The organism is Maritimimonas sp. 2210JD6-3, assembly GCF_056591795.1.
On sequence record NZ_JBWQOJ010000041.1, the window covers coordinates 13,990 to 28,473 of the forward strand.

The 14,484-nt window shown below is 32.0% G+C and carries 17 protein-coding genes; 9 read left to right on the forward strand and 8 right to left on the reverse strand.

Going from position 1 to position 14,484, the window contains the following annotated elements:
- Positions 1 to 26: 26 nt before the first annotated feature.
- Positions 27 to 2,333, reverse strand: coding sequence for a M28 family peptidase (locus tag AC1EUY_RS13850; RefSeq protein ID WP_480196141.1), 2,307 nt, complete (start codon positions 2,331 to 2,333; stop codon positions 27 to 29).
- A gap of 118 nt (positions 2,334 to 2,451) precedes the next feature.
- Between AC1EUY_RS13850 and AC1EUY_RS13855 the strand changes: the two genes are divergently transcribed.
- Complete coding sequence (locus tag AC1EUY_RS13855) at positions 2,452 to 2,916, forward strand: CBS domain-containing protein (protein ID WP_480196142.1); 465 nt, start codon at positions 2,452 to 2,454, stop codon at positions 2,914 to 2,916.
- Between the two features lie 205 nt (positions 2,917 to 3,121).
- Here the strand turns inward: AC1EUY_RS13855 and AC1EUY_RS13860 are convergent, their stop codons facing one another.
- Together AC1EUY_RS13860 and AC1EUY_RS13865 are read right to left on the reverse strand one after the other, a co-directional pair.
- Complete coding sequence (locus tag AC1EUY_RS13860) at positions 3,122 to 3,436, reverse strand: potassium channel family protein (RefSeq protein ID WP_480196143.1); 315 nt, start codon at positions 3,434 to 3,436, stop codon at positions 3,122 to 3,124.
- A gap of 1 nt (position 3,437) precedes the next feature.
- Entirely contained in the window at positions 3,438 to 3,788 is a 351-nt protein-coding gene (locus AC1EUY_RS13865) for a hypothetical protein (RefSeq protein WP_480196144.1), read from the reverse strand.
- A 194-nt stretch (positions 3,789 to 3,982) separates the two neighbouring features.
- Between AC1EUY_RS13865 and AC1EUY_RS13870 the strand changes: the two genes are divergently transcribed.
- Positions 3,983 to 4,318: a single-stranded DNA-binding protein gene (locus AC1EUY_RS13870; protein WP_480196145.1), complete on the forward strand. Its 336-nt coding sequence runs from the start codon at positions 3,983 to 3,985 to the stop codon at positions 4,316 to 4,318.
- A gap of 53 nt (positions 4,319 to 4,371) precedes the next feature.
- On the opposite strand, the gene AC1EUY_RS13875 is transcribed toward AC1EUY_RS13870, so the two are convergent.
- Together AC1EUY_RS13875 and AC1EUY_RS13880 are read right to left on the reverse strand one after the other, a co-directional pair.
- Complete coding sequence (locus AC1EUY_RS13875; protein ID WP_480196146.1) at positions 4,372 to 4,974, reverse strand: hypothetical protein; 603 nt, start codon at positions 4,972 to 4,974, stop codon at positions 4,372 to 4,374.
- A 4-nt stretch (positions 4,975 to 4,978) separates the two neighbouring features.
- The gene (locus tag AC1EUY_RS13880) at positions 4,979 to 5,464 is read right to left on the reverse strand and encodes an RNA polymerase sigma factor (protein WP_480196147.1); all 486 of its coding nucleotides are present in this window, start codon (positions 5,462 to 5,464) and stop codon (positions 4,979 to 4,981) included.
- Positions 5,465 to 5,883: 419 nt separating this feature from the next.
- On the opposite strand from AC1EUY_RS13880, the gene AC1EUY_RS13885 reads away from it, so the two are divergent.
- A complete protein-coding gene (locus tag AC1EUY_RS13885) occupies positions 5,884 to 6,180 on the forward strand; it encodes a S24 family peptidase (RefSeq protein ID WP_480196148.1) in 297 nt (98 codons plus the stop codon).
- A 48-nt stretch (positions 6,181 to 6,228) separates the two neighbouring features.
- On the opposite strand, the gene metG is transcribed toward AC1EUY_RS13885, so the two are convergent.
- Complete coding sequence (gene metG / locus AC1EUY_RS13890) at positions 6,229 to 8,388, reverse strand: methionine--tRNA ligase (RefSeq protein ID WP_480196149.1); 2,160 nt, start codon at positions 8,386 to 8,388, stop codon at positions 6,229 to 6,231.
- 88 nt (positions 8,389 to 8,476) lie between these two features.
- On the opposite strand from metG, the gene AC1EUY_RS13895 reads away from it, so the two are divergent.
- The 3 genes from AC1EUY_RS13895 to AC1EUY_RS13905 are packed head-to-tail and all read left to right on the forward strand — an operon-like array spanning position 8,477 to position 10,594.
- Positions 8,477 to 9,484, forward strand: a complete 1,008-nt coding sequence (locus AC1EUY_RS13895; RefSeq protein WP_480196150.1) for a S66 peptidase family protein — start codon at positions 8,477 to 8,479, stop codon at positions 9,482 to 9,484.
- Positions 9,484 to 10,248 (forward strand): HEAT repeat domain-containing protein, encoded by a 765-nt coding sequence (locus tag AC1EUY_RS13900; RefSeq protein ID WP_480196151.1) that lies wholly within the window; start codon positions 9,484 to 9,486, stop codon positions 10,246 to 10,248. The genes AC1EUY_RS13895 and AC1EUY_RS13900 overlap by 1 nt, the downstream gene beginning before the upstream one ends.
- The gene (locus tag AC1EUY_RS13905) at positions 10,235 to 10,594 is read left to right on the forward strand and encodes a YraN family protein (RefSeq protein WP_480196152.1); all 360 of its coding nucleotides are present in this window, start codon (positions 10,235 to 10,237) and stop codon (positions 10,592 to 10,594) included. Before AC1EUY_RS13900 ends, AC1EUY_RS13905 begins: the two co-directional genes overlap by 14 nt.
- Position 10,595: 1 nt before the next feature.
- Here the strand turns inward: AC1EUY_RS13905 and AC1EUY_RS13910 are convergent, their stop codons facing one another.
- On the reverse strand, positions 10,596 to 11,933 hold the full coding sequence (locus tag AC1EUY_RS13910; RefSeq protein ID WP_480196153.1) for a TlpA family protein disulfide reductase: 1,338 nt from the start codon (positions 11,931 to 11,933) through the stop codon (positions 10,596 to 10,598).
- Positions 11,934 to 12,027: 94 nt separating this feature from the next.
- Between AC1EUY_RS13910 and AC1EUY_RS13915 the strand changes: the two genes are divergently transcribed.
- The 3 genes from AC1EUY_RS13915 (at position 12,028) to AC1EUY_RS13925 (ending at position 14,195) form a co-directional block, all read left to right on the forward strand.
- Complete coding sequence (locus AC1EUY_RS13915; RefSeq protein ID WP_480196154.1) at positions 12,028 to 12,822, forward strand: SDR family oxidoreductase; 795 nt, start codon at positions 12,028 to 12,030, stop codon at positions 12,820 to 12,822.
- A 75-nt stretch (positions 12,823 to 12,897) separates the two neighbouring features.
- Positions 12,898 to 13,458, forward strand: a complete 561-nt coding sequence (locus tag AC1EUY_RS13920) for a DUF2911 domain-containing protein (protein WP_480196155.1) — start codon at positions 12,898 to 12,900, stop codon at positions 13,456 to 13,458.
- Positions 13,459 to 13,571: 113 nt separating this feature from the next.
- Positions 13,572 to 14,195 (forward strand): hypothetical protein, encoded by a 624-nt coding sequence (locus tag AC1EUY_RS13925; RefSeq protein ID WP_480196156.1) that lies wholly within the window; start codon positions 13,572 to 13,574, stop codon positions 14,193 to 14,195.
- A 107-nt stretch (positions 14,196 to 14,302) separates the two neighbouring features.
- On the opposite strand, the gene AC1EUY_RS13930 is transcribed toward AC1EUY_RS13925, so the two are convergent.
- A partial coding sequence (locus tag AC1EUY_RS13930) for an EamA family transporter (protein ID WP_480196157.1) occupies positions 14,303 to 14,484 on the reverse strand: 182 nt, incomplete at its 5' end.

Here is a 14,484-nt window from a genome sequence, read left to right on the forward strand (position 1 = left end):
TTTTTTTGGAATATCAAAGATACATTTTATGGTTTATTTTTATCGAAGTCAATTTGTTTTTTTACCATAACAGCATCGTTTACTAAAAAAGCCATTGGCATCATAGTATCTGATCTAGGCATTGCGTTGAAATCAGGGTTTGTTAACAGATCATAAGAGATTTCTAACAGATCAATTTTAGGCACTTCGTTTTCCTTTACAGAGAATTGAATAGTAATGATTGAATCTTTATTACTCACATAGTAATTTAACAATTGTTTTCTATTTAAGGTTCTAAAAACTTCTTTTTCATCGTTAGCTTTTTTAAACTTATACCCGTTAATTGCATAGCTTGAGAATCCTACAGTATCTTTAGTTGAAAGTATAAGTCTGCTAATATCTCTTTTAGGAATTATTGAAAAATCAATATGTCTATAACCATCTATTACAGTATCATTATTTGTAATTACCTCTGGTAGTTTGATGTTTTTAATCTCGGCTTTTTTATGATAGGTCATCCAACTATTTTTATCATTATCATAATGTCCTTTTTCGGGATTTTCACCTAAAAATTGTTCCGTAAAGTCATCTAATTTGTGTGAATAGGTAACAAAATAAGCTTCATTTTTATCAGTGTCTAGTACATAATTAATGCTATTTGGTTTTTTTCGCTCTTTTGAAAAAGAAGACTGGAACGATGCAACAACAAAAATTAAAATTGACAGCACCAGAAATAGTTTACCCATATTTTTATAATTTGAAAAAATAGGAATAAGAATGCCGAAAAATAAGACTATAAAAATTGTACTTACATAAAGAATCTCGAGGCCTAAAGCCACTGGAAATATTTTGGGCATTGGTGCCATAACGATAAGCACCGGTATGGCAAGCACCGTATATATAAAGGTTTTACTTTCATTTGAAATTTTTGAGAATAGCGAAATGCCCAAAACGGTAGTGGCATACACAAGCACAATTACGAAAAACGATGCACCTTTTAGATAGGTTAGTAAAACAATATTAATTAGAATCCAGAAGACAATAGGAGCAACAAACAGATTTGAAGCATCTTCTTTTTTAAACCACTTTTTATAAACAACAAAACAAATAGCAAGTGCCAAAGCACAAAACGCTGCGATATATAGATACCCATTATACGTAAAACCATGTTGTATTTCTTTGTATTGAGGATGCATCCACTCGATGAATTGCCATCCGTAATAACCCACTAAGCCAGCAACTAGCAGTGAAATGAGAAAGGGTATAAAGCCTTTACTAATAGCTTTCCAGTTTATTTTATTTTTTGAAATTCCGTAAAATAATAAGGCTAAAAACAGTACAGATACCACTATAAGTATGGGCACTATCCATAAATAGGGATAATAAACAATACCTAAAAAAGGAAAGTTAAAATAGACATAATCATCTTCAGATTTTAGGTTGGATAAGTCTGTATTAGCAAAATAATTTAATAAAGGCATTAAGTATGCGCCTTGATGTTCTAAGGTGTTTCTGTCTAGACGATCATAACTGTCTTGAGCTGTATGATAATCATAATGATCATCTATAAAAGCAAAATTAAAACCTTCAATATCGCCGTCTTCTCTAAAAATAGTAAGGTCTGTATCATTAGGAATCATTTTATAAATGCTATAGGCTAATGAAGTGGCAACAGGAAATTTAGCTTTTGCTGCATTAAATTCTTTAATCATATTTTTATTTCCACCATTTGTCTCAATGAGCATGTAACTTGGCCCTCCACTTCCTCTAGCTTCAAAATTTAAAACTAATCCCACATCTTTAGACCAAGGATGGTATTTTACAAATGAGGACGCACCAAACAAACCTAATTCTTCACCATCAGTAATTAATATGATAATATCATTTTTAGGTTTTTTTTCTGATGCAAGAAAAGCTCTAATTCCTTCAAGTATCGTTACAACACCGCTCCCTGCATCACTTGCTCCATATGAAGAATGTGGTGCAGAATCATAGTGTGATAAGAGTAAGAGTGCCTTGCCATTAGACATTCCTTTAATTCGAGCTAAAATATTTTGAGTACGCATGCCTGATTTCCGACCTTCATCAATAATGAGCTGCTCTTGAATTTGTGCTTCTAAGCCCATTTTCTCTAATTCATATACGAGATAATCTCTCACTTCTTTATGAGCTTTGGTACCTACGTAATGTGGTTTTTCTGAAATTTTTTTTAAATGTATTAATGCTCGTTCTGTAGAAAACGAGGTTAAAGGTGCATCTACAGACGAATGCTTTTGAGGCATTAAAGAATAAAAACTAAAGTAAATACTAGCGATTAGTATGATAAAAGAGATAGGGAGAATAAACCTTTTCATTTGGTGAATTTAGTGTTTGTTAAAAGTAAAAAAAGTAGCCTGTAGTATCTCATACTAAAAGAACAATTATTTTTTTGAGAAAATATGACTATATTTAAGAAGTTAAAATAGTCTTGTTATGGGTATTAAAAGTTTTCAAGGACGTAGAAGTCAACCAAAAAAGGCGGAATTAAAGCCAGCAATAGTTTCTGATTATATGACAAAGAAATTAATCACGTTTAAACCAGATCAGTCTGTTTCTGACGTGATGCAATCACTTATAAAAAATAGAATTTCTGGAGCTCCTGTTGTAAATGAGAAAAATGAACTTTTAGGTATTATTTCTGAAGGAGATTGTATCAAACAAATTTCTGAAAGCCGCTATTATAATATGCCAATGGATAACGATACCGTAGATAAGCACATGGTTAAAAATGTTGAGACCATTGATGGCAATCTTAATATTTTTGATGCGGCAAAACAATTTATTAGTTCTAAACGAAGGCGTTTTCCCATTGTTGAAAATGGAAAGTTGGTGGGTCAAATCAGTCAAAAGGACATTTTAATCGCTGCACTAGAGCAAAAAGGTCAAAACTGGAAATGATTACAAATAGAAAAGCCACTTCGTAAGTGGCTTTTAAGTAATCTCTAAAAACTAATAATTCCTAAATCTTAGGGAGAAAGGAGTTATAACGTATCGTATTCTCTTTTCATAGCAATTTCCCCGTTATTTTCGGCAGAAAGCTTGTAAGTTACTTTCTGAATATGAAACAACTAAGTAATAAAAACTCCCCCTATTAAAATTTATTTTATAGATTTTTAGAGTTGGTACGGATGGAACTATAGTGTGAATAAACGGTATTAATAAAACTTAAAATAATGCCTACACCAATAATAATATAGAAGATTGTAAAGATTTTTCCACCATTAGTCTGTGGTGAGAAATCACCATATCCTATGGTGGTTAGTGTAATTATTGAAAAATAAACTGAGTCTAACCAACTCCAGTCTTCAAGATAATGGTAAACTACGGTACCTAACGCAATAACTATTGAAGTTGTTGCCAAGAGATTGCGATATTCTTTATCTTTTAGAAATGAAATGATAGTTTTAAGTAATAACATTTTAATCGCTTTTAATTAATAAATAGAGTTCATTTTCTAAAGCCAAATAGCCTTGGTCATAGACATAGAAATAGGTGTTTCCTGTTTTTGTAGTGTAGATAGAAGTAAAAAAATGAAAGTCAAACCCACGATCAAAGAGTTTTCTTCGAGTTGTTTTAGTTTTTCCAGAAATATTTAGATCTGTTAGTATTTTATAATTTTTACGAAGTCTATTGTTTGTATTTCTAATAAGGTTTTTACTTTCCTTATTTACTTTATTATTATATGTATTTCTACAGTAGTCTGAGCAGAATTTCTTATCGATTCTTCCCACTACTTTTTCACCACATTCTAAACATTTTTTATCAGTCATTTTATTTTGTAGTTGCCTACAAATATATTAATTATTCGTTTACATTCATTTACAATCGAAAGTAAACGTTTAACAACCGATACTAATTTTAATTCTAGTACATATTTGCGGTGTTGAATTGAACTAATGATATTCAATAGATCCTGAATCAAGTTCAGGACTGGCTTAACTGTTAAACAATAAAAATTAAAATTATGAACACGCTTAGAAACAAAGTACAGTTGATTGGAAACTTAGGAAACAACCCAGAAATTTTAACATTAGATTCTGGTAAAAAATTGGCAAAATTCTCGATTGCTACAAATGAATCGTATAAAAATGCAAAAGGTGAAAAAGTTACTGATACGCAATGGCATAATATAATAGCCTGGAATAAGACCGCAGAAATTATCGAAAAATATGTAGTGAAAGGAAACGAAGTTGCTATTGAGGGTAAACTAACTTCAAGAAGTTATGAAGATAAAAATGGTGAAAAGAAATATATCACCGAAGTAGTTTGTAATGAATTATTAATGTTAGGTGGGAAATAGACTTAAGAAAAAGAAGAAGATTAGTAATAGAGCCACCATTGGTGGCTCTATTACTAATCTTCTTCTAATTCAGTTAAAAGATTTGCCGCGTCATTTGTTATTTTATTATAGCAGTTGTATCCCCAACGAGCGAATAATAAAAGTAATACAATACCAATAGGAGGAAACCATACTATGTTATTATTTCCATCAGCAAAAAAATCTTTCCCACTACCTAATTTCATTGCTAAAGGCATAATAGTAAACATAAATAGTACAGATAAACCAACACCCCATTTTTGGACTAACAAGAATTGAGAACGCCTCTTGGTAAATTCAATCAAAGTATCTCTTTGATTACCATTTGAAAGGTTTATTGAATTCATTCTATAAATCGTTGATAACGAAAGTATAGGTAATAAGGTCATTATAGAAATACTTATAAAGGCACATATTTGTAAGGGTAAGGTATCAAATGCCTTCATATTAAAGATGAAGTAGCATGAAGTTATAAACAGTATAATTGCACCCAAACCTTCAAAGTTAGCAATGGTTTTTATTTTGTTCGAAAATTTCATTTTTGTCATATCTAAAATCATTTTATCATTCAATTCTTGTTGTTTCTCTAGTTGTACGCTCATACTTTGCCAAGTATTTTTTAACTCTTCTAATTCCATATTATTAGTTTTTAATGAACGATTTTAATTTTGTTTTAATTCTATTAATTCGGGTACCTATGTTACTTTTGGTAAAGCCCGTAATAAGCGCTATCTCATCGTAGCTATTGCCTTCGAGATATAAAAGAATAATACTTCTCTCAATTTCATTTAGTTTTTTAATCACTTTGTAAAGTTCTTTTACGCGATCTTCCACTATAGAATCTACAGGATCAATACGCTCGATAAATTTTTCATCTAAACCTGAACTAATTGTTACACGATTCTTTTTTTTAAGATATACGAGTGCCGTATTTAGTGCTACTCGATACATCCATGTACTAATTTTTGATTTTCCTAAAAAAGAATCAAAAGATCTCCATAACTGATATACAATCTCTTGCCGTAAATCTTCAGCATCAATTTTTGAATCGGTATAAAGACTAGTAATTTTAAATAACAAGCCTTCATTTTGCTTAATGACGTTGATAAATTCTTCTTCTTTGGGCATTCAGAATCTCTATTTTGAACTATAAGTAGTTAAAGATTAAAAAAAATCACAATATGCGTATGATTTATTCGAATAATAAAATGTGATAATTGATGGCTGGCAAAAAACATATCGTATAAAGCAATTTTACTTAAATGGCTAGTTTCTTTAGATTTACTTAAGATTTCAATGATATATTTGTATTAAAATCAACCATTAGTAATTAGTAAAAACTAATATCTATATAAAAGTCTCCTCCCGTACAGTTCGGCATTGGAGACTTTTTATTTTTACAACTTCGCTAAAGTCAATATAGTTTGAAATTTAAAATGTTGTAAAAAATAATAGTATTTTTGTACGAGTTCATTGACAAGGTTCTTGTTGTTTTTATGAGATATGTAGTTCAATAGTGTGCTACATAACTTTTAAAAATTTATAATATGAATTGGAAAATTCAAAAATTGAAAAATGGAGAAACCATTATTTCAAAAGAACCTAGTAATTCTATGTTACCTATTTTAAAATCAAAACAACCTGTTAAATTGGAGCCCATACATTGGGAAGATTGTGAGATAGGAGATATTGTTTATTGTAAAGTTCGTGGAAACTGCTTTACGCACCTTGTAAAAGGTAAAAACATTAAAAGAGGTGTATTGATTGGAAACAATCATGGTAGAATTAATGGATGGACGAAAAATGTTTATGGAAGAGTTGTAGAAATACTTCTAATGCCATAAGCATTATCTAATGAAAATATATTCCATAATTGGAAATTCAAATATAAATCAACTAATCTGTTGCCCATTAGCAACAGCTCTCTCTGGCTCTACAAAGGCTAACTTTCCATCTGATGTATCTGTCATTAAGATCATCCCTTGGCTTTCAACACCTTTAATTTTTCTAGGTGCTAAATTGCACAAAACGGTTACTTGCTGACCAATAATAGTCTCTGGTTCAAAAGATTCTGCAATACCTGAAACGATTGTACGAACATCAATACCCACATCTACTTTTAGTTGTAGTAATTTTTTGGTTTTAGGTACTTTTTGCGCTTCTAAAATGGTACCTATACGAATATCGAGTTTGGTAAAGTCATCAAATTCAATCGTATCTTTTTGAGGTTCTACAGCCTTGTCGGCTTGCTCGTTTGCTTTTTTTGAAGCTTCTAATTTAGCTAGTTGTTTTTCAATTTCAGTATCTTCAATTTTAGAAAAAAGGAGTTCTGCTTTACCGATTTGGTGACCAGAAGGAATTAATTCTCTATTTTCGGAAACGTCATTCCAAGAAAGAGATTTCTCACCTTCATTCGAAATGACACCTTTGTCATTGCGAGAATTCAAAGAATTAGAAGTAATCTGTTTATTTTCAGATATTGCCGCGTCGTTTGGCTCCTCGTAATGGCCTAAACGAAGTATCTTTTTAAGCGTTACGGAGGTAAAAGGCAAAAAAGGTTCACATAAAATAGCCAATCCTGTAGCTATTTGTAGCGCAACATTCATAATAATTTGTACGCGCTCTTCATCTACTTTAATAACTTTCCAAGGTTCTTGATCAGCAAGGTACTTATTACCCAAACGTGCTAAATTCATCAATTCACCCAATGCCTCTCTAAAACGATAGCGTTCTATTGAACTAGCAATAATTTCAGGGTATTTTCTTAATTGCTGTAGCGTATCTTCATCTAGTTGAGAATAATTACCAGCTAGTGGTACTTGCCCATCATAATATTTATGCGTTAATACTACTACGCGGTTGATAAAATTCCCAAAGATGGCAACCAGTTCATTATTATTGCGCGCTTGAAAATCCTTCCAAGTAAAATCGTTGTCTTTGGTTTCTGGCGCATTCGCTGTTAATACATAACGCAATACATCTTGCTTATCTGGAAACTCTTCTAAATATTCATGTAGCCAAACGGCCCAGTTTTTTGAGGTTGATAACTTATTACCTTCTAAATTTAAAAATTCATTGGCAGGCACATTATCGGGCAATATATAATCACCATCCGCTTGTAACATACTCGGGAAAATAATACAGTGAAATACAATATTATCTTTACCAATAAAGTGTAAAAGCTTTGTGTCTTTATCCTTCCAATAAGGTTCCCAATCTTTGCCTTCACGTTCGGCCCATTCTTTGGTAGAAGAGATGTAACCGATAGGTGCATCAAACCATACATATAGTTTTTTACCTTCGGCACCTTCTACAGGAACATCAATTCCCCAATCTAAATCGCGGGTAACAGCTCTAGGTTTCAATCCGTCATCGATCCATGATTTGCACTGGCCATACACATTAGGTTTCCAATCATTTTTATGATTCTCTAATATCCATTCTTTTAAAAATCCTTCATATTGATCTAAAGGCAAAAACCAATGTTTTGTTTCTTTTAATGTTGGTACATTACCAGTGATAGCAGATTTAGGATTTATCAAATCGGTTGCGTTATGACTAGTTCCACAATTTTCACATTGATCGCCATAACTTTCTTCATATCCACAGTTCGGACAGGTACCTACCACGAAACGATCTGCCAAAAACTGATTTGCTTCAGCGTCATATAATTGCTTTGTTACTTCTTCAATAAATTGCCCTTTTTCATACATTTTTTTAAAGAACTCCGAAGCGGTTTTATGATGTACTTTTGCCGATGTGCGTGAGTAATTATCGAATGAAATCCCAAAATCTTCAAACGATTTTTTGATAATACTGTGGTATTTATCGATAATTTCTTGAGGTGATACACCTTCTTTTTTCGCGCGCATCGGTATCGCAACACCGTGCTCGTCACTACCACATATGTAGATCACATCTTTTCCAGTTACTCTCAAATAACGGGCATAAATATCAGCAGGCACATAAACTCCTGCTAAATGCCCGATATGAATGGGTCCGTTGGTATAAGGTAACGCGGCAGTAATGGTATATCGCTTGGGAGTATGCATCTTCAAAAATTGTAAGGGCAAAAGTAAGAAAAAGCAGCTACAACTTTTTGTTCATAAAAATGTATTTTTACAAAAAACAATGATGATCATGAAACAAATTAAAAATGTATTCATTGCCGTGTTACTTTTTAATACACTAATTGTTTTTTCTCAAAAAAAGAAAATAAAAATTATAAACTCACCGCTTATGCAAGCGCCCTATTTAAAAAAAGGTGATACCGTCATGATCTTGGCAACAGCCGGAGTTATTTCTGACTCTACTAGTATTAATGACGGAATTGAATTGTTAAATAGTTGGGGTTTACAAGCTAAGCTTGGTAAGCATTTATATAAACCAAATGGTCATTTTGCGGGGACTGATGAAGAACGGGCTGAAGATTTTCAAAATGCGCTAGATGACCCTAATATTAAAGCTATTTGGTGTGCGCGTGGAGGATATGGAACCGTAAGAATGATAGATAAGCTTGATTTTTCGAAGTTTACGAAAAACCCCAAATGGGTTGTTGGTTTCTCAGATGTGACTATATTACATAATACAATTCACAATATTGGAGGAGAGTCTATACATGGCATTATGCCCTCTACATTGCATCTTGAAGCTGAAAATCAAAAGGAAGCTCGAAAAAGTTTGCATGATGCCCTCTTTGGGAAACGGTTGCAGTATGAGTTTGAAAGCTCTAAATTTAATAAACAAGGAAAAGCTGAAGGACAATTAATAGGCGGTAATCTATCTATTTTATATAGTGTTTTGGGTTCTAAAACTTCATTGAAAACAGCCGGTAAGATTTTATTTATAGAAGACCTTGGAGAGTATGCCTATCACATAGACCGAATGCTACAAAATTTAAAGCGGAACGGTTATTTTGAAAACTGTTACGGACTTATTGTAGGAGGTATTACAAAAGTTCGAGAGAATGATGTTGCCTTTGGTAAACCCGTAGAGCAAATCATATTAGATGTGGTTGCTGAATATGATTTTCCAGTGGTTTTTGATTTTCCCGCGGGGCACATTCGTGATAATAAAACCTTAATCTTAGGGCGTGAAGTTTCATTAAAAGTTCGTGATAAGAACACTACTATTAAGTTTAAGAAGTAATGAAGTTTTATGATTTGTCAAAAGAAGAACGTACGCAACTTGTTGACACAATCAATCGGGACATCAAAGACGATTTAAAAGCAAATCGGTTAGATACTATTGTTAGATATTTTTCAGATGAAGATACGTACATACGGAAAGCTGCATATCTTGCCATAGGCAGATTATTTTATGCTGAAAAACAGTTGCAAAAGCAACTACTTGAATCATTAAAAAAATTAGTTATTTCAGAAGTCGATAGCGTTCGCCAAACTACGGTGAATGCAGCTGGAGAAATAGGGAAAGCAAATTTTAAATTAGTACAATTATTCTTTGACAAAGGATTGTTTGATGAACATCATTCTGTAAGAAATGCTGTGATTGGCTCTATGAAAAAAATGGGAGAGAAGAATCCGAAGCCTATTTTAGATTGGGCAAAAGGGTATTTAAAGCATCCTAATAAAGAAATTCGCCGCGAAATATGTCACGGAATCGAACTCAGAGGCAGAACCCACCCACAAGATGTATTACCTTTATTAAAAGTATTGCAGTTTGACGAAACAAAAAGAGTTAGAAATACCCTAATTCATGTATTAGGACAAATCTCATATAAAAATGCATGCTTAAAAACGGTGATCAATGATTTAAATACATGGAAAAACAAAGAACTGGTTCAAGAAGCCTTAGATGAAATTGTAGATGTACATAGACGCTATGCAAAATTTGCTGTATTATCGCAACAGGAAGCAATTGAATATATAGATAAAAATTATGGCACAGCATAACGAGCTCGGTAAGAAAGGTGAAGAGTTAGCGTTAGAATTCCTACTAAAAAAAGGATACGTAATCCTAGATAAGAATTGGCGCTACCAAAAAGCAGAGGTTGATATTATTGCTCAAAAAGAAGAGATACTTGCTGTTGTTGAGGTAAAAACACGCTCTACAACCGATTTTGGAAATCCACAGGATTTTGTAAATCCTAAAAAAATAAAATTACTCGTTGCTGCAATCGACGAATATGTAATTTCTAAGAACTTAGATGTTGAGGTACGCTTCGATATCGTTGCTATTGTAAAAGAAAAAAACACGTTCAGTATCGAACATATTGAAGATGCTTTTTTACATTTTTAATTTATTTTTCTAAAAAAATCTTTAATTCTTTTACATCATTGGGTTTATCTAAAATGATCTTTCTTGAGTCTAAAAGATAAAAAGAAGGAGTAGCATTGACACCATAAATAGCTGCATATTTATTCTTCCATTTATTTTTTCCATAAATATGTGTCCAACTAGCATATTTTGCAGTTTCTGTTTTCCAACCTGCTTTACTTTGCTCAGTTTCTAGGCCTACAGCTACCACTTTTATCGTTGGTTTATCTTTTAAATAGGCTTTTAATAACGGTAGTTCTTTTAAACAATGACCGCAAGTTGAGCTCCAAAAAACTACTAAATAATTAGGAGAACCATGCATTTTAAGTAAGCTTTTTTGTATTCCTTTTTCTTCCCATAAAATATTGGGTGCAATATTGCCAACTGCTGTTCGCAATTGCCCTTTAATATCATTGATAAACCTTACATCCTGATTTTCTTTAGGTAATGTCAGATAATGGTTGAGTACATGATTTGTCATTTTAATATCTTGAATCTGAGCAAAATTATAGAGAAGTCCCTCTTGAATATCTTGCGATAATTTAGGATTAGTTTTAAGTTTTTCTAATGTAATATTGATAGCCTGTTTTCTTAGCTTTCTTTGTGTTTCTATATCATCAGAAGTATTTAATTTAAAAATAAATTCATTGATCTTATCATGAATAAATGTAGTATTTGATAACTGGTTATTAGAAAAATCTATATAATCGTAGAAATGAGTGGTAACACCATCTAAATACGCTTTTGGGTTGCTATAAAGTGTTTCGTTATAATAACTACGATCTGATTTTATAAAATCATAGACGAAGAGCCCTGTAGCGTCCTTTTCAAATTGTTTTTGTACAGCATCTAATAATTGTAATTCCTTTTTATAAGCTTGTTCGATTGAGGTTTTATCTAATTCTGTGAAATACGCAACTTGTAAAGAATCTAAGCGGTTTTCTATAGGAGTAATCGTTTTTACATAATGTTGGTACAGTATATTATTTTTCGATTTTGAGAATTTTACAGTGTTTTTAGCGTTACCTGGAACAAAAGATAGTTCTACATCTTCATCATCATAAAAAATATCTAAGTATCCTTGATTTTGCATGTCATATACCAAACGATACATTCCTTTTTCTCTGTTTTTTGACATGGCAAGTTTAAACGTACCTTGTTTAATAGAGTCATAGGTTACAAAATCTTGTTTAGATCCATTCAGTTTATAAGCAAGCATCCAAGGATACTTTTCTGTAGTTTTTAAAGTGCCGTTTATAGTATGTTGCGAGAAAGTAAAAGCAGAAAAAAGAAATAAAACGTAAAAAATCTGTTTTGACATAATAGCGTGTTTAATGATGGTTTTTACAAAAACTGAACCAAAACAAAAATACAGTTTTAAATCGATTGCATTACATTTGTTAAAAGGCAATTTCATGGACTTTCAAAACAAAGTAGTATGGTTAACGGGCGCTTCCTCTGGTATTGGTAAAGCCACTGCCATTGCACTTTCTCAACAGGGTGCGAATATCATTATTTCTTCTCGAAAAATTGAAAAACTAGAAATGGTTAAAGTTTTATGCGATTATCCAGATAGGGTCAAAATACTCCCCTTAGATTTAGATAATTACGAAAACTTACATGCTATTGTTGAGAAAGCAATGTCCTTTTTCGGAAGCATAGATATACTTATTAATAACGGAGGTATTAGTCAAAGAGCATTGGCGATTGATACAGAAATGAGTGTTGATGAACATCTTTTCAAAACAAATTATTTTGGTACAGTTGCCTTAACTAAAGCCTTGTTACCTTATTTTATTGCAGAAAAGAAAGGACAAATAGTGGTAGTTACTTCGGTTGTTGGTAAAATAGGTACACCCTTGCGCTCGTCATACGCAGCTTCTAAACATGCACTTCACGGATTTTTTGATAGTTTGCGAGCAGAGATTCATAAGTATAATATTCAAGTAACATTGATTTGTCTGGGCTATGTGAATACAAATATTTCAATGAATGCGTTAACTGGTGACGGGCAGGCTCAAAATAAAATGGATACTAAAACTGCCAATGGCTTATCTCCTGAATATTTCGCCAAAAAAATGTTAAAAGCTATCGCTCGTAAGAAACACGAAGTAATTATTGGTGGAGCCTTAGAAAAATTATCAGTGTATCTAAAACGATTTTCACCTAAAACCTTAGCTAAACTAGTTCGAAAGTTAGCAGTAACTTAAGCGTATTTTCTTTTAAAAGTGACCTTTTAAAGTTTTGAGTGTCATAAGTATATAACAAACACTCAAACATTAGCAATGAAAAAGCTTACAAATTTAATACTAGTAATAAGCTTATTTCTTAGCGGGTTCAGTTTTGCACAAAGCTTTCAAAAACTAGACAAAGTTCCCCACGATATTAGTTATTACAGAGAAAGCAATATAACACCCCCTTTAGTAAAAGTAATTTACGGGCGCCCTAGTAAAAACGGAAAACAAGTTTTTGGTAAGCAAGTTCCTTTTGGTAAATTATGGAGAACAGGAGCAAATGAAGCTACAGAGGTAAAATTTTATGAAGATTTTACATTTGGCGATACGAAAGTAAAGAAAGGTACCTATATATTATATACGATTCCTAGTGAGAATGAATGGGAGATCATTTTAAGTAGCAATTTAGATGTTTTAGGAGCATTTCAATATAACGCTATATTTGATATAGCAAGAATAAAAATACCTGTTAAAAAAGCTGAAGAACTTGAAACATTTTCAATAGCTTTTAAAGATAAACAAGATATTACTGAAATGGTTTTAGGGTGGGATACAACCAGGGTAAAAATACCACTACAGTTTAAACGTAAAAATCAGATCGCTAAACGATGAATAAACATTACATTTGATTTAAGAGACACTTTTTAGTGTCTCTTTTTAAGTATTTTTTAGGTAATAATACGGTGAAAATAGCGTTGTTAAATTGAACTCAAAATACCTATACAATGAAAAGAATTATAATAGTTGCCATTGCCTTAGTAGCTGCAACTATAAGCTTCTCTCAAAATAGTAGTGACGATTTACGATCTTACCGAATTGGTTTGAAACTAGGAACTCCCAATCTGGTAAGTTTAGAATTTGAATATCTAATACCTTTACTTAATAATAGAATTGCTCCATTCGTTAATTATACAGGAGGTAAATATACAGAAGATAACGTCACAGCAAAATTGAGCACTTTTGAAATAGGCTCCAACATTTATTTTAGTAGAAGTACAGAAGGTAGAGGGTTATACGGAGCTTTATCGTACCAAAAGGTAGATGCTAAACTAGAAATTGAAGATTACAAAGCCAATGATGGTACTATTTATGAAGGTAATGCAAAAGCTGAAGCGGTTTTTAATGGTTTAAATATAAAAATAGGTGCTAGATTGGGTAAAAAATTCTTCTTCAGAACAGAATTAGGATATAGTTTTGGTCAGTTGCCAAAAGAGATCTTGGTAGAAGGTAATTTTCAAGGTGAACCGATAAGTGAAACTACATCTATCGAAGATGAAATAGAAGACTTACCTATCATATTTCAAAATGGGATACCGATATTTAACATAGGTTTTGGTTTTGCCTTTTAACATTTACAAAATAACTAGACTTGCAACAAAAAGTAGGAAAGGGGTTTTATAATTATCCAATCCTAAATTTCTTGAAGAGAATTTTATCAGAGGATACGTCTTTTTTATTATTTACTAGATTGAATACTTTCTATAACTACGGTTGAAAGAATAATAATTCCACCAATGATAGTGTTCGAAGCAGGTACTTCGTTTAAGAAGAACACTCCTAAAAGAATACCATAAATTGGTTGAATGCCACTCATGATACTCGCACTACTCACAGAGAATTTTTTTAAGCTTCTAATAA